General features: G+C 39.6%; 21 protein-coding genes and 1 pseudogene. 16 read left to right on the top strand and 6 right to left on the bottom strand.

The annotated features are described in order from the left end of the window. The first annotated feature begins 116 nt into the window (after window positions 1–116). The 11 genes and pseudogenes from EO125_RS06125 (at window position 117) to EO125_RS06080 (ending at window position 10400) form a co-directional block, all read left to right on the top strand. The gene (locus EO125_RS06125; protein WP_127148121.1) at window positions 117–1538 is read left to right on the top strand and encodes a DASS family sodium-coupled anion symporter; all 1422 of its coding nucleotides are present in this window, start codon (window positions 117–119) and stop codon (window positions 1536–1538) included. Between the two features lie 121 nt (window positions 1539–1659). Further along, a complete protein-coding gene (locus tag EO125_RS06120; protein WP_127009958.1) occupies window positions 1660–1929 on the top strand; it encodes a citrate lyase ACP in 270 nt (89 codons plus the stop codon). Next, window positions 1929–2861 (top strand): CoA ester lyase, encoded by a 933-nt coding sequence (locus EO125_RS06115; protein WP_009352816.1) that lies wholly within the window; start codon window positions 1929–1931, stop codon window positions 2859–2861. Before EO125_RS06120 ends, EO125_RS06115 begins: the two co-directional genes overlap by 1 nt. Then, window positions 2851–4401: a citrate lyase subunit alpha gene (gene citF / locus EO125_RS06110; protein WP_127148120.1), complete on the top strand. Its 1551-nt coding sequence runs from the start codon at window positions 2851–2853 to the stop codon at window positions 4399–4401. The genes EO125_RS06115 and citF overlap by 11 nt, the downstream gene beginning before the upstream one ends. A 223-nt stretch (window positions 4402–4624) precedes the next feature. Then, on the top strand, window positions 4625–5218 hold the full coding sequence (locus EO125_RS06105) for a hypothetical protein (protein WP_127148119.1): 594 nt from the start codon (window positions 4625–4627) through the stop codon (window positions 5216–5218). Window positions 5219–5327: 109 nt separating this feature from the next. Further along, window positions 5328–5792: a DNA/RNA non-specific endonuclease gene (locus EO125_RS06100; protein WP_127148118.1), complete on the top strand. Its 465-nt coding sequence runs from the start codon at window positions 5328–5330 to the stop codon at window positions 5790–5792. 2 nt (window positions 5793–5794) lie between these two features. Then, on the top strand, window positions 5795–6904 hold the full coding sequence (locus tag EO125_RS06095; protein ID WP_127148117.1) for a hypothetical protein: 1110 nt from the start codon (window positions 5795–5797) through the stop codon (window positions 6902–6904). Further along, window positions 6879–7343, top strand: coding sequence for an immunity protein YezG family protein (locus EO125_RS06090; RefSeq protein ID WP_164726456.1), 465 nt, complete (start codon window positions 6879–6881; stop codon window positions 7341–7343). Before EO125_RS06095 ends, EO125_RS06090 begins: the two co-directional genes overlap by 26 nt. A gap of 162 nt (window positions 7344–7505) precedes the next feature. Then, window positions 7506–7622 (top strand): annotated as a pseudogene (locus tag EO125_RS10185) (ShlB/FhaC/HecB family hemolysin secretion/activation protein); the annotation flags it as partial. Between the two features lie 99 nt (window positions 7623–7721). Further along, window positions 7722–8438, top strand: a complete 717-nt coding sequence (locus EO125_RS06085) for a gamma-glutamyl-gamma-aminobutyrate hydrolase family protein (protein WP_127148115.1) — start codon at window positions 7722–7724, stop codon at window positions 8436–8438. Window positions 8439–8471: 33 nt separating this feature from the next. Next, entirely contained in the window at window positions 8472–10400 is a 1929-nt protein-coding gene (locus EO125_RS06080; RefSeq protein WP_127148114.1) for a hypothetical protein, read from the top strand. Between the two features lie 323 nt (window positions 10401–10723). Here EO125_RS06080 and EO125_RS06075 read toward each other — a convergent pair whose 3' ends face one another. Further along, complete coding sequence (locus EO125_RS06075) at window positions 10724–11620, bottom strand: LysR family transcriptional regulator (protein ID WP_127148113.1); 897 nt, start codon at window positions 11618–11620, stop codon at window positions 10724–10726. A gap of 331 nt (window positions 11621–11951) precedes the next feature. On the opposite strand from EO125_RS06075, the gene EO125_RS06070 reads away from it, so the two are divergent. After that, on the top strand, window positions 11952–13340 hold the full coding sequence (locus tag EO125_RS06070; protein WP_127148112.1) for a cation:dicarboxylate symporter family transporter: 1389 nt from the start codon (window positions 11952–11954) through the stop codon (window positions 13338–13340). A gap of 309 nt (window positions 13341–13649) precedes the next feature. Here the strand turns inward: EO125_RS06070 and EO125_RS06065 are convergent, their stop codons facing one another. Both EO125_RS06065 and rbr read right to left on the bottom strand, forming a co-directional pair. After that, complete coding sequence (locus EO125_RS06065) at window positions 13650–14138, bottom strand: hypothetical protein (protein ID WP_127148111.1); 489 nt, start codon at window positions 14136–14138, stop codon at window positions 13650–13652. A gap of 592 nt (window positions 14139–14730) precedes the next feature. Continuing rightward, window positions 14731–15279 (bottom strand): rubrerythrin, encoded by a 549-nt coding sequence (gene rbr, locus EO125_RS06060; RefSeq protein WP_009352954.1) that lies wholly within the window; start codon window positions 15277–15279, stop codon window positions 14731–14733. Window positions 15280–15799: 520 nt separating this feature from the next. Here rbr and EO125_RS06055 point away from each other — a divergent pair. The 4 genes from EO125_RS06055 to EO125_RS06035 are packed head-to-tail and all read left to right on the top strand — an operon-like array spanning window position 15800 to window position 18306. Beyond that, entirely contained in the window at window positions 15800–16006 is a 207-nt protein-coding gene (locus EO125_RS06055) for a DUF951 domain-containing protein (RefSeq protein WP_127067949.1), read from the top strand. A 45-nt stretch (window positions 16007–16051) separates the two neighbouring features. After that, entirely contained in the window at window positions 16052–17080 is a 1029-nt protein-coding gene (gene selD / locus EO125_RS06050; protein ID WP_127148110.1) for a selenide, water dikinase SelD, read from the top strand. Further along, window positions 17070–17942: a sulfurtransferase-like selenium metabolism protein YedF gene (yedF, locus tag EO125_RS10070; protein ID WP_240630446.1), complete on the top strand. Its 873-nt coding sequence runs from the start codon at window positions 17070–17072 to the stop codon at window positions 17940–17942. The genes selD and yedF overlap by 11 nt, the downstream gene beginning before the upstream one ends. 58 nt (window positions 17943–18000) lie before the next feature. Beyond that, a complete protein-coding gene (locus EO125_RS06035) occupies window positions 18001–18306 on the top strand; it encodes a DUF3343 domain-containing protein (RefSeq protein ID WP_127148109.1) in 306 nt (101 codons plus the stop codon). A gap of 77 nt (window positions 18307–18383) precedes the next feature. Here EO125_RS06035 and ychF read toward each other — a convergent pair whose 3' ends face one another. The 3 genes from ychF to EO125_RS06020 form a co-directional block, all read right to left on the bottom strand. Beyond that, a complete protein-coding gene (ychF, locus tag EO125_RS06030) occupies window positions 18384–19490 on the bottom strand; it encodes a redox-regulated ATPase YchF (protein ID WP_127148108.1) in 1107 nt (368 codons plus the stop codon). Window positions 19491–19804: 314 nt separating this feature from the next. Beyond that, window positions 19805–20779, bottom strand: a complete 975-nt coding sequence (locus EO125_RS06025; RefSeq protein WP_127148107.1) for a diaminopimelate dehydrogenase — start codon at window positions 20777–20779, stop codon at window positions 19805–19807. Window positions 20780–20933: 154 nt separating this feature from the next. Beyond that, window positions 20934–22163 carry an LL-diaminopimelate aminotransferase gene (locus EO125_RS06020; protein WP_127148106.1) on the bottom strand — a complete coding sequence of 410 codons (1230 nt, stop codon included), beginning with the start codon at window positions 22161–22163 and terminating at the stop codon, window positions 20934–20936. Window positions 22164–22487: the final 324 nt, after the last annotated feature.

Genomic DNA, 22487 nt, shown 5'->3' with positions numbered 1-22487 from the left:
GGTGAACCGCCCTTATATATTATTTGATTATATATTCAGTTTCACGTTTATAGAAAGTAAGAGTGCAATCGACGTAGGCAATGTTTTTTATATCTTATGTAGTAAGGAGACACAAGATGAACAAAAAAATCATTAATGCCTTGATTACATGGGCTATCCCATTAGTAATCTGGTTCACTCCAGCTCCAGAAGGTTTAGCTGACGGCGCTTGGAAATTATTTGGCTTTTATTTAGCCGCTATCGTAGGATTGGTATTAAAACCATTCCCAGCTCCAGTAGCAGTATTATCTGCCATTGGTGCCTCTGCATTATTCTTAAATAATCCAAAAGAAGTATTGTCCGGATATGCATCCACTACAACTTGGTTGATCTTTGCGGCATTCTCCATTTCTGTAGCCTTCGTAAAAACAGGCTTGGGTCGTCGTATCGCATACCATATGATTGATGCCTTCGGTCACACGACACTTCGTCTTGGTTATGTAACGGCTTTATTGGACGGAATTATTTCCCCAGCTACACCATCTAACACAGCTCGTTGTGGTGGTATCGTATTCCCAATCATGAACTCCGTAGCGAAATCCTTGGGTTCTGAACCTGGTGAAACAGCGAACAAAGTAGGTCGCTATTTAATGACTAATACATACATGGTAACAAAAGTAACATCCCTTTTATTCTTAACAGCGATGGCGCCAAATGCGTTAGCAGCGGATTACTTCAAGAAAATCCTCGGCATCTCCATTGACTGGGTAACATGGGCAGTCGCTTTATTCGTACCTGGATTGATTTTGTTATTAATCACTCCATTCGTATCCTATATGTTAAACAAACCTGAATTGAAAGAAATCGACAACAAGAAAATTGCTCGTGAAGGTTTGGAAGAATTAGGTCCTGTATCTACAGGTGAAAAAGTATTAATTGCTATCTTCTTCTTATCCTTGCTTGGTTGGGCATTGCCATCTATCCTAGCAATGGTAGGTATTAAATTCAAATTAGATGCGACAGCAGTAGCATTAGTAGCGATGGTATCTTGCTATATGTTCGGCGCTATCAAATGGGAAGATGCTCTTCAAAATAAAGGCGGCTGGAACACATTGATTTGGTTCGGTGGTATCCTTGGCTTATCCGGTGCGTTAACAAAAGCAGATTTCTTTATCTGGTTAGCAAAAGTACTAGAAGCACAAATGAACTTCGGACATCATGAAATGCTTGCTATTATCGTGATTGCTGTATTGTCCGTACTAGTTCGTTACTTGTTTGCATCTGGTAGTGCTTATATTGCAGCGATGGTACCAGTATTCTTTACAGTAGGCAAAGTAGCAGGTATCGACCCTTGGATGCTAGGTCTTGTGATCTTCATGACAAATGCTTTTGGTGGTGCAGTGACTCACTTCGGTGGTGGCCCTGGTCCAATCATCTTCGGTGAAGGTTACAACGAAGTTCGCCAATGGTGGGTAACAGGTGGTGTGATTGCAGTTATCGGTCTAGTGGTGACACTTGGCTTTGGTCCAATCTGGTGGTCCATCGTAGGCTTAATCTAATGAGCCTAACTCTATCAGGTAGATAGACAGTATCTTTGGTTATCTAAGTCAGAATCCAGTGATTCTTCATCACTGGTCTCTGACTTTTCATACATATTCCCTATGAGAGAAAGGATTGACTATGAAACATCTAGTGAAAGCAGCTATGGCTGGCTTTGATGAAAAAAATGATGTATTGGTAACAGTGGAACCAATTGCATCTGGTATCGAAGTAGAATTGAAATCAAAAGTTGAGCGTGCCTACGGTAAGCATATTCGTGCTTTCATCGAAACCACTGTAAAAGAAGCAGGGTTCGATGGCGTGAAAGTAACGGCTATCGACAAAGCAGCTTGGGATTATACGATTAAAGCCCGTGTATTGGGTGCATTAGAAAGAGGGAGCGAAGCATAATGAGCCAATTAACTGAATTAGCAAAAAAACGTTTATCTCGTTCCATGATGTTCGTACCTGGTAACACACCTAAAATGATTAACAGTGCTGATATCCACGGTGCCGACTCCATCATGTTTGATATTGAAGACTCCGTAGCTGTGACAGAAAAAGATACAGCTCGTTTACTAACAGCAGAAGCTTTGAAAACTTTGAAATTCAAAGGCGAAACAGTGGTTCGTATCAACCATCCAACACAAACTCCATATGGTTATGCTGACCTTGATGTGATCGTACCAGCAAAACCTGACTTGATCCGTCTTCCAAAAACTGAAGATGTATCTGAAGTAGAAATCGTTGCTAAAAAAATCGAAGAAGTAGAAAAAGCAAACGGTTGGGAAGAAGGTACTATCAACATTATCGTAGCTATCGAATCTGTAAAAGGTCTATATAATGTACGTGAAATCGCACAAGGTCCTCGTGTAGTAGCAATCGCATTAGGCGCAGAAGACTACCGTGCTGACCTTCGTACAGGCAAACATAAACCAGCTCATGAATTGTTATTTGCTCGTCAAACTATCCTTCATGCAGCACGTGAAGCAGGTATTCGTGTACTTGACACAGTATTCTCCGATGTGAAAGACCCACAAGGTTTCCGTGAAGAAGTGGAATTCATCAAAGCCCTTGGTTACGATGGAAAATCTTGCATTCACCCAAGCCAAATCAAAATTATCCATGAAGTGTTCACGCCAGATGAAAAAGAAATTGCTCATTCTGTAAAAGTGTTGAACTCCTATGCAGAAGCACTTCGGAACAATAAAGGCGTTATCGCTGTAGATGGTAAAATGATCGACGGTCCTATCGTAGTACGTGCACAACGCGTGGTAGATAAAGCCCGTGCAGCAGGTATCAAAGTAGAACTTGAGGAAGGAGCAGAAATCGATGTTAAATAAAATTGGTCGTGATATTCCTATGGAATTAGAATGCCTTCAAGGTCGTCGTCTCTATGAAGGACAATTTGCAATGACAGAAACTGCAGTTCGTGCAGGTAAACCAGTAAAACTTCACACGCCAAGGGAAGATAAATTAGTAGGATCCATCGATGAAGCTATTGAAAAAGTAGGTTTGAAAGATGGTATGTCTATTTCCTTCCACCATCATTTACGTAATGGTGACTATGTAATGAAACTTGTGATGGACCGTGTACAAGCCAAAGGAATCAAAGATATTACAATCCTTAACTCTTCCTTGGCTCCTTGTCATGAGTTCTTAATCGATATGATTAAAGATGGCACAGTAACAGCCATCGAAACATCTGGTCTTCGTGATGCATTGGGTAAATTCTTAAGCTTGAACCCAGGCGTATTAAAACGCCCAGTAGTGATTCGTTCCCATGGTGGACGTGCTCGTGCAGTTTGCACTGGAGAAGCTCACATTGATGTAGCTTTCATGGGCGTACCTGCTTGTGATCGTCGTGGTAATGCCACAGGTCGTAAAGGTAAATCCGCTTGCGGTGCCTTGGGCTATGCCATGGTTGACTCTCATTATGCAGACCAAACTGTATTGTTAACAGATAACCTAATCGACAATGTATACCCAATCTCCATCCCTCAAACAGATGTAGATTACATCGTAGAAGTAGAGGCTATCGGTGACCCAGAAGGTATCGCATCTGGTGCTGTGGGAATCACGAAGAACCCTGTACAAATCAAAATTGCTGAAATGGCAGCAGAATTCCTTGATGAAGCTGGTATTATCCAAGAAGGTTTCTCTTTCCAATTGGGTGCTGGTGGAGCTCCATTAGCAGTAGCTAAATTCATCGGCGAAAAATTAGAGAAAAAAGGCGTCGTTGGTGGATTCGGTGTTGGCGGTGCCACAGGCGTACTAGTAAGCATGCTTGAAAAAGGTCACATCAAAGCGATTTATGATACACAAACATTTGACATAACAGCAGCGGCATCTTTGGATACAAATCCAAATCATATTGAAATGAGCGCGTCCATGTACGCAGACCCTACAACAGACTGCATGACAAACTACTTAGATGTAGTATTCTTGGGCGCTACAGAAATCGATACAGATTTCAACGTAAACTGCATGACTGACTCCAATGGTATCTTGATGGGTGCATCCGGCGGTCACTCCGATACAGCAGCTGGAGCAAAAGTAACTGTTATTACTTGCCCATTGATTCGTGGTCGTTTGCCAATGATTCGTGAACGCGTGGAAACAGTTATCACTCCAGGTGAAAGTATTGACGTATTGGTAACAGAACGTGGTATCGCGATCAATCCAAATCGTCAAGATTTGATCGAACGTTTCAAAGATTCTAACTTGCCAATTTACACAATTGAAGAGTTACAACAAATGGCGTACGACATGGTTGGTAAACCAGAAGGTATTGAGGTATCCCAAGACCCTAAAGATGTAGTAGCTATCATCGAATATCGTGATGGATCTATCATCGATGTAGTACGTAAACCATTGCTATAAACTGCATAAACAAGTACATGAAAAAGACTAGGCTTTCGGGCTTAGTCTTTTTTTTTGTTGCCTATATATGATATAGTGAAAGTATAGAACATATCAGGTTTTGGGATATGGTCGTTATGTAATAGAGGTATTGCTATGAAAAAAGGAAAAAATTTTTGCCTATAAAATAACCTATGATGTGGCATATAAAATTGATGAACTTATGTTTAATGGGTGATGAAGAATGCGAAAAATATGTATATGGTTTTTAATAATTGTCGGAATAATAGGGCCACTCTATCTATATATCAATATTCATCGGTATATGACTACAAAAACTTTTTTTCGATATGAAATAAATTATTTTTTTGAATTTAGGGATTATTTTAATAATATTACTATAGAAAATGAAATGTATACGTATATTGTAAAGGGTGACTATATATATACTTATGGATTGTCGGGATATACAAAGACTAAATTGGGGTTAGGTATTCATATCATTAAAGTTTTAAATGTGGAATATGATAAAAACTATATTAATGAGATAGAAAGAAGAAAATCTTATTCTAGTTTGGAAGAAATAAAAAATAAGTATATGGATGAGGATGTTACTTTTATTACAAGTTTCGATTCAATGGATAATGAAGATATAAATACTTTTTATTCATTGTACAAGAGAAAAAAGGATCTTGAAGAAGATTTATCTTCTATAGAAAAATCTCGTTTTTCCTATAAAGATGGAAAAAAAGTAGCACAAGGTCTCCGGGAATTAAATGATTCCTTACTTAAAGAATATATGAAGAGGAATGGAGAAATAAACAATACTTCTAAATAATAGAAACATCTAGATATTATGTATAAATCTGTGAACATCTCCTAAACAATCTACTACTGAAACGGCAAGCTCTACTACAAACACCACAAGATTAGCTGATAGTCCAGATATGTATCGGAATGGTGAGCAATATAAACCAGGAGTGGGAACTAGACAATTAAAAGAAAACATTATATATGAGAGTAAAGGGTATTATTATCAAACCGATGAATTAGGACGTATAAAAGCTGCCCAAGGAGACTTACGCTTAGAAGCTGGTAAGAGAAATAACCGTGATCAATTAAAAGCAGGTGGTGATGACCGATTACCGGGCGATCATGGTGGACACCTGATAGCTAATAGGTATACTGGTTCTGGAGAGATAGATAATCTACTTGCTATGGCTGCAATTGTGAATAATAGTAAATACAAAAGAATAGAAAATCGATGGGGAAAAGCGTTACAAGCAGGTAAAGAAGTAGAGGTAACGATAAATGTAGTATATGATGGATCAAGTAAAAGACCAAAAGAATTTAATATACATTATTTAATTGATAAAATAGATGCGGAATTAACTATTTCGAATGGAGGTTAACTGTGTATATTGAGGAAAAGAAAAAAGAGATTGAGTTAAAGCTATCAGAATCAGTATACAATATGACTAAGAAGCTTTTTGATGATAATTGGATGCAAGTTTTATTATGTAATGAAAACTATAATAATAGTGTATGTGGGAATTTTGCTATTGTATATGATGATAATACTTTTGTACATCAATATGACTTGTTTATATTTTCCTATTATCCTAAAAAAACAATAGCTAAACTGTCACTTGAATATGCTAAAATCTCAAAAGAAGGATTTGATGATCGATGCGTGGATAAAATACATCCCACAAACTTAATGTTGTTAGATTTGAATAAAAATGGTGATTATAGCTCTACGTATTATGAAAATTTACCTGATTATGAATATCATGGAACACCATTTTCAGTTTGGTTATATAAGAAGGTTGGTGTAAATAATGAGCGTTTTGGGATTAAGGAGGCAGATAAATTTATACGAAAATACAATATTACTCCAGAAAGAATATTACAGAATAGAGTATCTGTAGTTAGCTTTAATACATTAATAGAGAATATATTGTTTAAAAATATATATTATATGGCTCCATTTTTAAAGAGTAATACTACTAAAGTTTATTTTCATCTGGATATTATTCAAAAAAAATATAATCTTAAGATGTATCTTCAAATGAATGATGATACATGGAAAGTGATAGATAATATACAAAGATTACAGGGAAATCTAGGGGAACAACAAATCAAGAATACTTGTTTGGAATGGGCAGATGAATTTTATCTTGTACATACAAGGTCTGGTAGAAACACTAGTTCCTATATAGACTACATCTACGATATCCCCACCGGTGAGCTCTCTTATGTATATGACAATATAACAGAAGATAATTTTACTGATGAATTAACTTTGGTAAATGCCTGGGAAGAGAGATATTTCTCCCCGGATGGGGAACCTCTGCATACGCATGCAGTAGCACCTCATGAAAGATGTATCACGGGAACTATGCACATAGATATGTTTCAGTTTATTCAAGAGGAGAAAGAAGAAATGGTTACTGTAGATCCAGCTATAGAATTTACAGGGGGAAGATATTCACGATTTGATTCCTCAATATCTTCAAAATAGTTACGATATTTTGTATTCTATCTTGCCAGATACATATCAACGGGTATACCTATATGTAGAAAATGATGGAACCGTATGTCGTCAACTAGGGTATATCATTGTCGATGGTGAATACCTCACTTTTGAGGAAATGATAGACCGTAACGTAGTTTCTAAGACTACTTATGATGCTACGATGGAACAAATGGCGTTGTGGTCGAATTATATGCGAAATGCATTTATTGCATGTCACCTTGAACCGTGGACGGTGTTCTCCTATATGATAGATGAAGAGCGGCATATTTCCACTAACTTTGGTTACGATGTATTAGCAGAGCAAGCGTATGAGAATGAACTCTTTGACCTATGGTCTTATGAAAAATTAGGAATTAAGAGTCCTAACTTATCTCAAGATAAGATAAAAGATATCGTTCCAGAAAATGAATATGTAAAATTTTAATGTGAAGGAAAATGGGATTGATAGTGATAAAGTAAGGCCGTCTTTTAAGTATAGTATACAGATTAATACAGTGGTGTATTGATAAAAAGGAAGGTATAGATATGATTGGATATATTAAGAAATATGGTGTAGAGATTATTTACTAGCGATGAGCTACGGTGGAAGCATGTATTACATAGGAATAGCCAACAGTTTACAGAATTAGTTCAAGGTCTTACACATAAGACAAGGCATTCTTTTATCAATGGTAGTGAAATTGATGTGCAACGGAGACAGTAGTAAGATATTTTATGAAATATTTATATTTGTCAGATGCTAGTGTTTCCTTTATGATAGTAGTGTATGTATACTTTATGTTAGTAAGGAGAGGTGTTACTTATGAAACAACCATTAATCGGTATTTCAGGTTCTCATATGATTGATCAAGGTGGTCCATTTCCGGGATATAAACGATCTTATGTAAATGATGATTATGTGCAATCTGTATTAGAAGCAGGTGGTATTCCTGTGATTATTCCATTCCAAGAAAATGAAGCTGTGTTGAAAGCTTTAGTGGAGCGCATTGATGGGTTACTTTTATCGGGTGGTCACGATATTGCCCCACAATTCTATGGCGAAGAACCAGAACGTGGATTAGGTGAAATTTGGCCAGAACGCGATATTTTTGATATGCGTTTATTAGCTTTCGCAAAAGAACGAAATATTCCTATCATGGGTATCTGTCGTGGACATCAAATTATCAATGTTGCTCATAAAGGATCCTTGTATCAAGATCTACCTGCCTTTGCGACGATTAAGCATGCCCAAAATCAAACAGCAGGATTACCAACTCATTCCATGGTGATTGAAAAGGGCTCTAAATTATTTGACATGGTTGGCGCAGAAGAAGTAATGGTTAACTCGCACCATCACCAAATTGTGAAAGAAGTAGGAGAAGGCTTGCGTGTGGTAGGACGAGCAAAAGATACTGTAGTAGAAGCTATGGAAGGCACAGACTACCCATACTTACGTACGTACCAATTCCATCCGGAAATGATGCGGCATACAGAGTTAAATAAAATAATTTTTGAAGACTTTGTAGCCGCGGCTAAATAGTAGATAGACAAACTATTGTAAAAGGGAGTTATGATGAAAGTACCGACAACGTGTGAAACAGATAGTCAAGAAGTGTTATCACAAGAGAATCAAAGGCGTACGAAAGAAAAGCATGAAGTACATGCCTCTCATAGTACTATGACAGTAGATGACCTAACCGATGTATCCTTACTAGGTGCATTGCATGATACGTTACAGGGATATAGGGGAGCCATTGGCGAATATGTTGTGGGGCTCAAAGGGGGTCTTCGCGATCAAAAATGGGTGTGCGGATTGGTAGATATTGCTAATTCTAAAGTGAATCCTAAGTTTAAATACCAGAATATACATCAACAGGCTGGGTTTTCATCAGAACTAAAAACAATGGTACGTCAAAATGCGGAGGCTCGCATTCAAGGAGAGGCAATTCGGACTATGCGGGCTGATGATTTAGACCGAGTGAATGATCAGCTGAACGACACAGTCAAGATTGATGAAAATGGCGGTAGTATCGAGGGGGCTGCTAAATTGTCTACCGCAAAGAATATGGACCATGTAGCCCATCGGGCGGGTATGGAAACTGCAGAATATGGTACCGTTATTGGTGACTCTATAACAGTAGATGGCCTAGCCGGTGCAGCCTCATTGGGGGCATTGCATGATACGGTACAGCGATATGGGGGAGCCATTGGTGAGTATATTGTGGGGCTCACTGGGATGGACAATCTTCGCAATCAAAAATGGGTGCGTGGATTAGTAGATAATGCTAAATCTAAAGTGAACCCTAAGTATAAATACCAGAATATACATCAACAGGCTGGATTTTCAGCAGAAATAAATACGGTAACTAATCAAAATGCAGAGGCTCGCATTCAAGGCGATACAACTCGGACTATGCGGACTGATGACATAGGCCGTAAGAATGATCAGCTGATTGATACGGTCAAGTTTGATGGAAATGGCGATATTATCGAGGGGTCTGGTACACAGGTAAAATTTATTGGATACTCTGAAAACGACCCGTCCAATGAAGGTAGTGCATCGAGGGCCTATAAGAAGTTGATGAGTGAAAAATTTGCTAAATATCATGAGAATGATGTGCTCATTGAAGTGCCAAAGGACCAATATGATAAGTTAATAGCAGAAGCAGATAAGAATATTGGCAAACTACAGAAGCAACTGGAGCGAGTAACAGATCAAGATGTACGAGCAAAATTAGAAGCTAAATTAGAGAGAGCTGAAACGTTGCGCAAAAATTTGCGGCAAAGTTCAGTGACATCTAAAGAAGCTGTCTTTGCACGGGAACATCCCTATTTATCTACTGCAAAGAATATGTGCCTTGTAGCACATCGAGCGGGTATAGAAGCTGCAAAATATGGCGCCGTTATAGGTGGATCTGTAGCGATAGTACAGCAAACGGTGGCTGTACTCCCAGGAAAAGTAGAGGCGAAGGAAGCAGCGGTGGAGGTTGCAAAATCAACGGTAAAACGAGCGGGCCAAAGCTATATAGTGGCGGCAGGTGGTTCTTTGGTAAAAGGTGCCATGGAACAAGCTGCGCATAAGAGTGTGCGAGCGGCCTCTATGACAGGCTTGCCACAAGTGATGGTGCAAGCAGCCATTAGTACTTCTCCGGTATTATATAAATACTTTACTGGCAAAATTGACGGCAAACAATGCGTACAAGAGCTGTCTCAACAAAGTGCTAATATGTTGGGTACTAGTATGTTTACCAAGATTGGACAGGCGATTATCCCCATTCCTATAGTAGGTGGACTTGTGGGCGGTATGGCAGGGTACGCTCTTTCATCAGCTACCTATGATATGCTAAAACAAAGGTTTGCAGATCAAGACCTAGCTAGAGAGCGGAGCCGTAAAAGTGAAACGACTTGCAAGATTCACATTCAACAGATGAATGCCCACCGCGCGCAGTTTGAAACACTGATGGCAACCTATTTAGCAGAGGAGAAGGAATTTTCTATCTAACTTTCACAGGCATGAAAGATGCCCTAGCCGTAAATGATACACAGTGGGGTATCGATAAGGGAAATGAGATAATTCGTTATTTGGGGGGCGAGATAACATTTGTTAATAGGTGATGGCAACATTGATATGAAATCTATAGAAACCAATCAAATGCTACAAGAAGGCAACATCTAACAACGAATACTTAATACAAATAAAGCTACTAGTTGATTTTATAATTTCAACTGGTAGCTTTTTGGTATTCCAATTTTTTATAAAGTTTTGGTGGACAGCAACAGCCATCCCCAAAGGCATTTGTTATCGGTATGTAATTACAGATGATGTTACTCCCCTGAATGTGCTTTGTAGAATTCTAAAAACTGTTGTGCTACCATGGACAAGGGTTGTCCTTTGATCGTGATAAACGCTTTATAGAATGTATTGGTCAATTCTGTTAGCTTGATGCGAGTCATATCTGGATGAGAGACGGTTTCCTGTCCGTCCATTGGGATAATCGCTATGGTACGTCCAGATTGAGCCCATTCAATAGCAGAGCTCTTCGTGGTAGTCACGGAAATGACATTGAGAGAAGAGAAGTCGTTGTGGTGAGCTTGCATGAGCATACGTACAGAACCACCAGATAAACTGAGTGGACATTTGGAAATATCTTTCCAAGAAATACTTTCCAAGTCACGGTCTGTCCAAAATAAATCTTTTCGGAACAGCGCATATAAGTCCTCTGTTTGCGTATAGAGAATATCAAATTTGTTGGAATCTACCATTTGCTCATTGCATAAACCAATTTCAGCGCTACCATTTAATAAGGATTCTGTAACATCTGTCATTAATCCTTCATAAATTTCATAGCGCACCACAGGGTATTGGCGGGAAAAGAAATGCAAATATTGCTGAATTAAGGAGGTAGACCTTGAGGCAGAAGAGGCAATGCGTAAGGTGCCTTCTACTTCAGAACTAAGCCGTTTTACATCAGCGTAGGTAGACTCTTCAATGGAACACAATTGCTGTGCTTTTTCATAGAAAATACGACCTGCTTCGGTCAGGTGAAAGCTAGCTCCACGCTGGCCACGCTTGATGACTAATAGGGGGGTACCAAATTCTGCTTCTAAGTACTTGAGTTGCTTACTTAAAGCTGGTTGTGTAATATGCAGTATCTCTGCTGCTTGTGTCATATTCCCCGTTTGTACTAAGATGATAAAATTATAATAGTAAGATGTATCCATGGTATCCTCCTAAACAAAAGTAGTCAGATGTCATGTTAGTTCGTTTCTATTCATGGGCGCACATCATCGTACAATAGATCTCTTATTGTTAACCTTTACTACTCTATTGTACTATAAATTTTATAATTCGTCTTCTATATTTATTGGTTAATGGTATTAAATTATAGTATTTTTCATGCTTATAACTCATGAATATAACCCTATATAACATGTAGGATATGGACAAAAGTATATTGAGAATGATATAATAAAGCGTATTGTTGCCTGTATAGTACAGGGACGTAAAAGTAAATTGGACTATAGTTTAGTCTGGAAAGGAAGGAGAATTTGTATGGATATGCCATTTTTTAAACAATTTCTCATGATTAGCGATCCTATGACGATAGGTATACTCGTGCTATTCGTTATCGCCTTAGGATATGTGTATTTTCTTCAAAAAAGAAATATTCACTTCGGTACATTAGTAATGGTTGCCACTGTAGTAGGTGCTGTACTAGGCGTTGCGGTGCAACTGATTGCAGGATTCCCTAACAACCCGATGGATGTGGTATTCATCAAGGAAAGCACGAAGTGGTTCTCTCTTATCGGGGGCGGATTCATTGATTTAATTCGTATGCTCGTTATTCCTGTGGTATTTATTTCCATTGTTCATGTTATCTTACATATGGATACGAATGCGAACTTAAAGCGTCTTGTATCCTCCACAGGCGTGGTAGCCTTAGTCATGGTTGGTATTGCTGCTATCGTAGGCTTAGTGCTAGGTACAGTAACTGGATTAGGGGAAGGTACTTTAGCGGTGGCTGGTGATTCCAAAATGCGTGAAGTAAAACCAGTAGTAGATACATTGCGTGCCTTGATTCCTTCCAATCCTGTGAATGCTATGGCACAGACGAATGTCATTGCTATCGTAGTATTCGGTGTTATCATCGGCGGTATTGCTAGACTGGTAAAACAACATGGTGCCAGTGATTTAGAAGTGATGACAAAACTATTTGATGAAGCCTATACGGTGATTTTCTGGGTAGCTGATTTCATCATCGGTTTGATGCCATATGGTGTCGTTGCATTGTTGGCTACTACATTAGCGCAAAAAGGCTTTGGTGCTATTGCTGATATGGCCTTGTTCATCATCTTGATCTATGTAGGCGTAGTGATTATGTTACTTGTACAAGCCGTATTATTAACCGTATTCGGTGTGAGCCCTATTATGTACTTCCGTAAAGCAAAAGAGGCATTAATCTTAGCTTTCACATCTCGTTCTAGTATGGGTGTGTTACCATTGACGGTAGAAACATTGACTAAAAAATTAGGTGTTAATCCTGCCACTGCGAATACAGTAGCAAGCTTTGGTACCACAGCAGGTATGCAAGGTTGTGCAGGTATCTTCCCAGCGTTATGTATCATCTATATTGCTCGAGTATCTGGTGTGCCATTAGACTTTACGATGTATGTAATGAGTGTGATCGTTATCGCTTTAGGCTCCTTGGGAATTGCTGGCGTACCTGGTACAGCGACGATGGCAGCCTCTGTTTCCTTATCTGGTACTGGTATGGGTGCATTCTTCGGATCCATTTCTCCAATCTTAGCAGTTGATCCTATTGTAGATATGGGACGTACGATGTTAAATGTAAGTGGTTCTATGACAAATGCTATCGTAGTAGATCGATTACAAGGTACTTTTGACCAAGAAGCATTTAACGACACAAAAACAATTCGATAAAGTATAAGTAATGCATTAGATGCATCATGTATCTATGATGAAAGTACTATGAAACAAATACAAGGCTGTAGCTCACTGATATACATGAGCTATAGCCTTTCTGTATATACTGTCAAGAAAAGATGGTGCTGTATGAGGACTCTATACTACTGTTGGCATTTTATAGGAGTGCCTATATATTTGACATAGATCTGCAAAATAAGGACCTGTATCAAGCGATGCAGGTCCTTATTGTTGTTGGGTATATATTTTTATAGGAAAGGGGATATAAAAGGGCAGTAGGCCTTTTGAGGGTATATATAAGAAGCCTTACCAGCGATCAACACCTAGGTGGCGTTCCATGCGACGCATCATGCGTGCGAAATCGTCATCTTCTTTCTTTTGTGAGTTCGTCTCTTCTGCTACAGGGATGATGTTATCAGATGTGATAATCACTGTATCACCAAAGGAATGGTACGTATGATTGCCTACACGTTTAGTTTGGGAGTAGCTTTCATCATAGGAGTAAGGCTCAACACGGTCTTTGTGGAAAAAATCATCCTTATTATATTCACGCACACCAGCGTTGTAAGCGTCGATAGCAGCACGTTTTTTTGTAATCAACATTTGGATTACCGCATCTGTATCAGCTAGGTAATTTTCTAAGTCTTTCGTATAGGCTTTCATATCCTCAGTGGACGCCATTTTGAAAGACATAGGTTTGTGTTCTCCTTGAAAGCTTGGGTAGTTAATAGATGAAGCAAAAGCGGAAGAACCGATGGTCATCGCTAGAGTTGTTAATAGTAATGCACGTTTCATGAGTGCCTCCTTCTTATAAGTTAGTTTTTTTCATATAGTTAGGTATATTGTAGTGTTTAATAACATCTAGATGGAGATGTTGGATAACTACGTATAAGGGTTTCTTACAAAGATGTATATGTAGTACATATCTAGGGAAGTGCCCCCTGTACTTATAGTATAGACTAAAAAGATGAAGAGAAGATGATACATAAAAAGATTCAAGTTTGGTATACGGTGTGAGTTTGTATATGCTTATTTTATTGGAAAAAAGTTGGAGACTACTCTTATATGAGTAGCCCCAACATTTATTATAGAGCCACTATTAAAGGAGTTTATACCAATTGGTTAGGGGATGGGTATGGTCATATAGGGAATAAATATAGAAAAAAAGCGACTGTTTTCACAGTCGCTTTAGTATACCTATACTAGATCTAACCCACTTGGGATAATGTATATGTAATTTGACCCACTTGGGTAGACATCATTACTACTTAGTATATTGTGTATATCAGGCACTTGCCTTTAGAACTACTTAGTTCTTATATAGATTGGTTTGTATCACTTGATACAATGTTATAGTACTTATCTAAGAAACCACTCGGTTTACTAATTAGATAAGAGTTTCTCCGTGTTGAGAGAAGAATGCTTGTGGATGAGCACATACTGGGCAAAGTTTTGGAGCTTCTTCGCCGATGTGGATGTAACCACAGTTAGCACAGATCCAAGCAACTGGTTGTTCACGTTTGAACACTTTACCGCCTTCAACAGCAGTTACAAGGTCAAGGTAACGTTCTTCGTGACGAGCTTCGATAACACCAACTTGTTCGAATAAGTAAGCGATTTTAGCGAAACCTTCTTCTTTTGCAACTTTAGCAAATTCTGGGTACATTACAGTGTGTTCGTAGTGTTCGCCAGCAGCAGCGTCTTTTAAGTTGATTGCTACGTCAGCGTTTACATCGCCACCGTGTAACAATTTGAACCATACTTTAGCATGAGCGGATTCGTTGATTGCTGTTTCTTCGAAGTAATCAGCGATTTTGTTCATACCAGCTTTACGAGCTGCACTTGCATAGTATGTATATTTACGGTTAGCTTGAGATTCACCAGCGAAAGCTGCTTGAAGATTTTTTTCTGTTTGAGTACCTTTTAATTCTGGCATTTTCTTTCCTCCATGTACTTTACATAGTTGTAATAAAATAAATACTTATTTGTATAATGGGATCACTCACTTGAGTGATTCCCTATTGATTTCGTTACTTAACGAATAATCATTGTTGATTACATTATAGACTATGAAAATGAGAAATGCAAGTCTTTTTTTAGAAAATTTAAAAAAATTTTATAAATGATAAACTCTCTCAATCGGCTTTATTATCACATTTGTAGCGTGTTAATTCCCTTGTCAAACAGGGGAATTACATAAATTAGAAATTGAGAATCGAACTCAAAAGGTAAAAGTGTAATGATAATACATAGAAATCCCTCTATTTATAGGATTTGGGTGATATAGTGATATGGTAGGTATTTTTGAGGTCTTATCAAATGATACTCGTCATTGATGTTCATAGTTTGTTAGAATTGCATAGGGGGAAACTTTCAGCAATACCCATAAGGGCCTATAGAGAAATATAAAGTTAGATGATATACTATAGACATAATCATGGAAATAGGAGGTGCCTATGGGATTTGTAAAATACCAAGTAGGTGATGTGGTACAAATGAAGAAGCCCCATCCTTGTGGTAGTCAGAATTGGGAGATTAAACGAACTGGCGTTGATTTCGTAACAGTCTGTGAAGGCTGTGGGCATCAAGTGATGATACCACGACCTAAGTTTGAAAAGAATGTAAAAAAGATAGTATCCAGAAAAGAAGCAACAGAAGAATAAGAAGTGATTCGTACATCATGATAGTTTTCTAGGAGAGGGATACCTATGGTTGATTTAACGAAATATGCAGCCAAGGGCGGTTGCGCCTGTAAGATTGGGCCGCACATCTTAGAGGATGTGTTACAACATATGAAGATGCCCACACATCCAGCGGTATTGACCGATGCATCTGGTATGGAAGATGCAGGGGTGTATCAAATTAATGAAAGTCAAGCCATTGTACAGACGGTGGATTTTTTTACCCCTCCAGTGGCAGATCCGAGACTCTTTGGTCGGGTGGCAGCTTGTAATAGTTTAAGTGATATATACGCCATGGGGGGCACACCTATATCAGCATTGAATATTGTAGGATTTCCTGTGCCTTTAGTGAAAGAATGTGTCCTTCGTGATGTCTTAGAGGGTGCCAATGAGGTCTTACTGGAGACGGGAGTAGCTCTTCTTGGTGGTCACAGTATCGAAAATGAAGTGCCCATTTTTGGAATGGCTGTGACAGGTCTCATTGATCCACGTCATATTTGGACCAATGGAGATGCTCAAGTGGGTGATGTGTTAATTCTATCCAAACCGATTGGGACGGGCATTATGAATACGGCTGCAAAAGGTGGCGTATTCCCTGAAGGTGTGCAGGAAGCTGTGCAAAGCATGGGAACGATTAATAAAGGGGCTCGTGATGTGGCGGTGCAGTTTACCATTCATGGTTGTACAGATATTACGGGATTCAGTCTGATTGGTCATGTATCTGAAATGGCAAAAGCTAGTGGAACATCTGTGGAGCTCTATGTGGAGAAAATTCCTCTCTTTACCGATGTAGTAGAGGCTGCTCGTATGGGCTTAGTCCCAGCATCTACCTATGGAAATCGTAAAGCATTAGGTGATCAAGCTGAGTTTGCTGACCATTTAGATCCAGTATGGAGTGATATTTGTTTTGATCCGCAAACATCGGGTGGTTTATTATTTGCTTGTTCTGAAAGTGAAGGGGAGCAGTTGCTTTCACAGTTACAAGCAAAAGGTTTACAGGCCGCACAGATTGGCCGTGTTATTCAGGAAGGAAGGAAACAAGTCTATGTCAAATAAAGAAATAACGATAGATATGCGAGGCCAAGTATGCCCAGCACCGGTGATTGAAGCAAAAAAGGCTATGGATGCCGATGCAAATACGTATGTAAAAGTCATTGTCGATAATGATGTGAGCCGTGACAATGTGGTGAAATTAGGGGAATACCGAGGCTATGAAAATCATGTATTAGAACAAGAGGGAAATTACATCGTTGTATTGATTCCTCCTACAGCGGTGAAAGAGGAAGTGGCTACAGTTAGTGCTGCCAACATTCAAACGTCGAATGATTTAGAGGACCTAGATTTGGAAGATATTTTTGAAAATGAATTTGCTGCACCCCTAGGAAAGGTTGTGACGAATACAACAATTGCCGGTGGAGAGGCTCCATTTTATATGACAAATGGTACAGGTAGTTTGGAGCGTAGCATTGCGGCTTATGAAAAAACAAAAGCAGAAAAAGCAGCTATGGGTGCACCAATTAGTCAAGATACAGTGCCACCTGAATTGATGGGAACCGCTGCACCGTCTGTGCCAACCTCTTCTATGGGTGGCAAAGTGCTATTGTTGACAAAAGATTATTTAGGGGAAGGCAGTGAAGAGTTAGGTCGTAATTTGATGAAAACATTCATCTATGTATTGACAGAAACGGATGTGAAACCGAAAGCCATTTATTGCATTAATAGCGCTGTAAAAATGATCGTAGAAGGGTCAGAACATATTGAAAACTTCAAAGCCTTAGAAGCAGCAGGGGTAACTGTGAGTGGTTGTGGCATTTGCTTAGACTTTTACGAGGTGAAAGACAAAGTGCAAGTAGGCACTATTACGAATATGTATGCCATTACAGAAAGTATGATGCAAGAGCCATTTGTTACCTTGTAATTAGATGCGTGGTAACATTGGCAGATAGAACTGGAAAGATTGAATGAGGTAGACGCACATGAACGTTTTTGCAGTAGATAGTAAGAAACCTGATACAGCTACAGATAAGGTACCACAAAAAGTACTCGTTCTATTTAGTTCTTACTATTTCGCAGATAAAGCAGATAAAATGTTAGGGCAATATAAAGTACCTCATCAGTTAATGCCAGTTCCACCAGAGCTATCTAGCGCTTGTGGGCTCTCTATTGGTGTGCTAGAAGAATACATAGAAGAAGTGTTGCGTATCTTTGAAGTAGAAAAAATAACCCCTTCTCATATGTATTATTATGAAAAGGGGAAAAAACCGATAGAATATAAACGTTGATGTTGTCCACATAGGTACATATAGAAAAGCTAGGCGCACTCAAAGGAGTGTGCCTAGCTTTTTTACTATGGATAGTATTATACGTTGAAGCGGAAATGTGTTACATCGCCGTCTTTCATGATATAGTCTTTGCCTTCTAGGCGAACAAGACCTTTTTCTTTGGCCGCATTTTGGCTACCACAAGCTTCTAAATCGTCAAAGGATACGATCTCTGCACGAATGAAACCTTTCTCGATGTCAGAATGGATTTTACCAGCTGCTTGAGGTGCTTTCGTGCCTTCCACGATAGTCCACGCTCGAGCTTCCATTTCGCCAGCTGTGAAGTAATTAATTAAGCCCAATAAGGAGTAACTAGCTTTGATTAATTTTGTTAAACCACTTTCTTCTAAACCGAGGTCAGCTAGGAAAGCAGTTGCTTCTTCGTCGGATAATTCAGCAATTTCAGATTCAATGCGAGCAGATACGACAACTACACCAGAACCTTCTTTAGCAGCATAGTCTTCTACTTGTTTGACAAATTCGTTGCCAGAGTAGTCGGATACTTCATCTTCCCCCACATTGGCTACGTATAAAGATTTTTTAGCTGTTAATAGTGTTAGGTCTTTTAAGATGTCTAGCTCATCGTCTGTTAAGCCTTGGGCACGAACAGGGATAGCGTCACCTAAAGCAGCAGATACTTTTTCTAAAATAGGTGCTTCCACACGAGCATCTTTGTCACCAGATTTTGCTAACTTAGCAATACGTTGTAAGCGTTTATCTACGCTTTCAAGGTCAGCTAAGCAAAGTTCGGTGTTGATGATTTCAATATCGCGAACAGGATCTACGGAACCAGCCACATGTGTGATGTTAGGGTCATCAAAACAACGGATGACTTGTGCGATAGCATCGACTTGGCGAATGTGGCTTAAGAATTTGTTACCTAAACCTTCCCCTTTGGATGCACCAGCCACTAAGCCTGCGATGTCTACGAAACGCATAGCAGCAGGTAAGATGCGTTTAGAACCGAACATCTCAGCCAATACAGCTAAACGAGCGTCTGGTACGTCTACTACGCCTACATTTGGTTCGATGGTACAGAAAGGATAGTTTGCCGCTTCTGCGCCAGCCTTTGTAATAGCATTAAACAATGTACTTTTTCCGACATTTGGAAGGCCTACAATACCTACTTCTAAATTTGTGCTCATTGGTAACTCCTTTAGTGCTTGCGATACATTATTAAAGTAATATAAATGCCTAACGATATAAGGTTTAGTGGACCTTAACACGTTAGGCATTTCGTGTTCCATCATTCGAGATGAGCCTAACGCCTAGTACACGTTGTGGGCTCTCTTTTTTACAGTCATAGTATACCATAATTGCATACTAACTGCCAATAGATTTATACAAAAATAGAGGAACGTTGATAGTATTTGACCAACGTTCCTCTATTTTATTTGGTGCTATTTTGTTACAGCCTCGTGTATCTCATGAAAGAAGATACGGTTGTCAAACGGATACCTTATAGATAATGGGCACGTAATTCTTCAGCAGATTTTGGAGACAACCAAGCTGGTGCGATATCGAATACTGTGAAAGCACCACGGCCACCATGTGCTGCTAAGCGGTGTACGCCACGAGCGAAGGCTACCAATACAGCACCAGTAAATTCAGGGTTAGAATCTAATTGTAAACCGAATTCGTAGATGTGTTTTGTACCTGTTGTAGTTTCGCCGCTGCGAATCACAAGACCACCATGTGGGATGCCTTTGTGATTAGCATCTAATTCTTCTTGGGAGATGAATGTTACTGTTGTTTCATAGCCAACGAAGTAGTTAGGCATAGTTTTGATTTCGTTTTCAATGCGAGCTGCGTCAGCGCCTTCTTCCAATACTACATAGCATTCACGAAGGTGAGAAGAAGTAGCTGTCACCTCTGGTGTTTCACCATTGCGGATGCCGGAGATGATTTCTTGTTTAGGCACTGTGTATTGACGAGCATCTGCTACGCCTTCGATGCGACGGATCGCATCGGAATGACCTTGGGAGACACCACGGCCCCAGAAGGTGTAGGAATCGCCTTGTGGCAAGATACTTTCAGCGTACACACGTTGCAAAGAGAACATGCCTGGGTCCCATCCACAAGAGATAAGAGCCGCAGTACCAGCTTCTTGGGCTACTTTGCGCACGTTTTCGAAATGTTCAGGGATGCGAGCATGTGTGTCGAAGCTGTCGATCACATTGAAATGAGCTGCAATAGCTGGAGTTTGATCGATTAGGTCTGTCGCACTACCGCCACATAATACCATAACATCAATTTTGCCTTTGAAAGATTCTACTTCTTCCATTGTGTAGCTAGGCACGCCACTAACAGTTTGTAAACCAGAACGGCGAGAGAATACGCCTACCAATTCCATGTCTGGTTGCAATGCTACAGCCGCTTCTACACCGCGGCCAAGGTTACCGTATCCAACGATACCAATACGAATGTTGCTCATGTTACTTCCTTTCGTGAAAGTTAATACTTTCAATAATATTAATACTATACGAACTGTAACGGAAGATTACAGTATATGATGAAATAGGGGCTGTGCCCGTTGTTTTTCGCATGTATCATTATAGCGAAAAATTCCCATAGAGGAAAGAGGAATATTAAAATTGTAATGTTTTAATGCGTTCTACTGCGCGAATGGTGTTTTCTCGGCTGCCAAATGCAGTGAGACGTAGATAGCCTTCCCCTTCAGGACCAAAGCCAGATCCAGGAGTGCTGACGATGTGGACTTTTTCTAGTAATGTGTCGAATAAATCCCAGCTAGTCATACCTGTTGGCGCTTGTAGCCAAATGTACGGCGCATCAACACCACCGAAGACAGTTAAACCGATAGCTTCTAAGCCCTCTCGGATAATGCGGGCATTTTCCATGCAGTAAGCGATGTGTTCTTTAATTTGTGCACGACCTTCTGGTGTGTAAACAGCAGCAGCCCCACGTTGAATGATGTAAGGAACACCATTGAATTTTGTTGTTTGGCGACGATTCCACATTGGGTTTAGAGGAACACGCTTGCCTTCTGCGTTCTTGGCAGTTACTTCATGAGGAACTACAGTGTAGGCGCAACGAGTACCAGTGAAACCAGCTGTTTTAGAGAAGGAACGGAATTCGATGGCCACTTCACGAGCTCCTTCGATTTCATAAATAGAGCGAACTGTATCTGTAGAAGTGATGAAAGCTTCGTAAGCAGAGTCGAACATTAAGATTGCTTCGTTATCTTTGCACCACTGTACCCATTCTGCCAAACGAGCACGGCTCAATACGGTGCCAGTTGGGTTGTTAGGGCAGCAAAGGTAGACGATATCTACTCGCTCTTTTGGAAATGCAGGAGAGAAGTTGTTCTCTGCATTCGTTGGTAGGTATACTACTTTTTCATAAATACCGTCGATAGCTTTGCCAGTACGACCGCCCATAACATTAGAGTCAAGGTATACAGGATATACAGGGTCAGTAATAGCAATGATGTTATCTTCAGAGAAAATTTCTTGGATGTTACCCACATCAGATTTAGCACCGTCGGACACGAAAATTTCATCCGCTTGAATGGTAATACCTAGGGGAGCGTAATCTCCTTCAGCAATAGCATTACGCAAAAAATCATAGCCTTGCTCAGGACCGTAACCACGGAATGTGTCAGCAGAACCCATTTCATCCACCGCTGCGTGCATAGCTTCAATTACAGCTGGCACAAGAGGACGTGTCACATCACCAATACCAAGGCGAATGATGTCTGCCTCAGGATGGCTTTCTTTGAAAGCTTCTACTTTACGAGCAATATTAGCGAATAAATAAGAACCTTGTAGGTTTTCATAATTTGGATTAATAGTAGCCATAAGAGCTCCTTCTTTTACAAAATAATAAAGATACATGTATATAAAGACATCGAAGCGGTATGTATATTTCAGTATAACAGATATGTGTATATGCTGTGAGTTGGTTATGCAGACACGCAAGACGAGGAACATGTATATATAGATGTAATAATTGATGAATATAAAAGGGGATTGAATAGGTCCCTCAAATTACATTTCTATATTCTATAGTATTTATAGAAATAAGTCAAAAGCAAAATGGAGGTATGACGGTGTCAAGTTTTTGTTGGAAAAATAATTACCTAGCTTTAAAAGAGGGTTCCTCGTCACTAAAGAATCCTGCGT

Origin of the sequence: Veillonella sp. VA139 (assembly GCF_003992005.1) — a bacterium.
Taxonomy (GTDB): Bacteria; Bacillota; Negativicutes; order Veillonellales; family Veillonellaceae; genus F0422.
The sequence above is the reverse complement of the archived record's forward strand: the minus strand, read 5'-3'. Positions and strand labels throughout refer to the sequence as shown.

What these genes read in the sequence shown, in the direction of transcription:
- EO125_RS06125 (WP_127148121.1), top strand. Translation starts at nt 117, where the DNA reads ATGAACAAAAAAATCATTAATGCCTTGATTACATGGGCTATCCCATTA.
- EO125_RS06120 (WP_127009958.1), top strand. Translation starts at nt 1,660, where the DNA reads ATGAAACATCTAGTGAAAGCAGCTATGGCTGGCTTTGATGAAAAAAAT.
- EO125_RS06115 (WP_009352816.1), top strand. Translation starts at nt 1,929, where the DNA reads ATGAGCCAATTAACTGAATTAGCAAAAAAACGTTTATCTCGTTCCATG.
- citF (WP_127148120.1), top strand. Translation starts at nt 2,851, where the DNA reads ATGTTAAATAAAATTGGTCGTGATATTCCTATGGAATTAGAATGCCTT.
- EO125_RS06105 (WP_127148119.1), top strand. Translation starts at nt 4,625, where the DNA reads ATGCGAAAAATATGTATATGGTTTTTAATAATTGTCGGAATAATAGGG.
- EO125_RS06100 (WP_127148118.1), top strand. Translation starts at nt 5,328, where the DNA reads ATGTATCGGAATGGTGAGCAATATAAACCAGGAGTGGGAACTAGACAA.
- EO125_RS06085 (WP_127148115.1), top strand. Translation starts at nt 7,722, where the DNA reads ATGAAACAACCATTAATCGGTATTTCAGGTTCTCATATGATTGATCAA.
- EO125_RS06080 (WP_127148114.1), top strand. Translation starts at nt 8,472, where the DNA reads ATGAAAGTACCGACAACGTGTGAAACAGATAGTCAAGAAGTGTTATCA.
- EO125_RS06075 (WP_127148113.1), bottom strand. Translation starts at nt 11,620, where the DNA reads ATGGATACATCTTACTATTATAATTTTATCATCTTAGTACAAACGGGG.
- EO125_RS06070 (WP_127148112.1), top strand. Translation starts at nt 11,952, where the DNA reads ATGGATATGCCATTTTTTAAACAATTTCTCATGATTAGCGATCCTATG.
- EO125_RS06065 (WP_127148111.1), bottom strand. Translation starts at nt 14,138, where the DNA reads ATGAAACGTGCATTACTATTAACAACTCTAGCGATGACCATCGGTTCT.
- rbr (WP_009352954.1), bottom strand. Translation starts at nt 15,279, where the DNA reads ATGCCAGAATTAAAAGGTACTCAAACAGAAAAAAATCTTCAAGCAGCT.
- EO125_RS06055 (WP_127067949.1), top strand. Translation starts at nt 15,800, where the DNA reads ATGGGATTTGTAAAATACCAAGTAGGTGATGTGGTACAAATGAAGAAG.
- selD (WP_127148110.1), top strand. Translation starts at nt 16,052, where the DNA reads ATGGTTGATTTAACGAAATATGCAGCCAAGGGCGGTTGCGCCTGTAAG.
- yedF (WP_240630446.1), top strand. Translation starts at nt 17,070, where the DNA reads ATGTCAAATAAAGAAATAACGATAGATATGCGAGGCCAAGTATGCCCA.
- EO125_RS06035 (WP_127148109.1), top strand. Translation starts at nt 18,001, where the DNA reads ATGAACGTTTTTGCAGTAGATAGTAAGAAACCTGATACAGCTACAGAT.
- ychF (WP_127148108.1), bottom strand. Translation starts at nt 19,490, where the DNA reads ATGAGCACAAATTTAGAAGTAGGTATTGTAGGCCTTCCAAATGTCGGA.
- EO125_RS06025 (WP_127148107.1), bottom strand. Translation starts at nt 20,779, where the DNA reads ATGAGCAACATTCGTATTGGTATCGTTGGATACGGTAACCTTGGCCGC.
- EO125_RS06020 (WP_127148106.1), bottom strand. Translation starts at nt 22,163, where the DNA reads ATGGCTACTATTAATCCAAATTATGAAAACCTACAAGGTTCTTATTTA.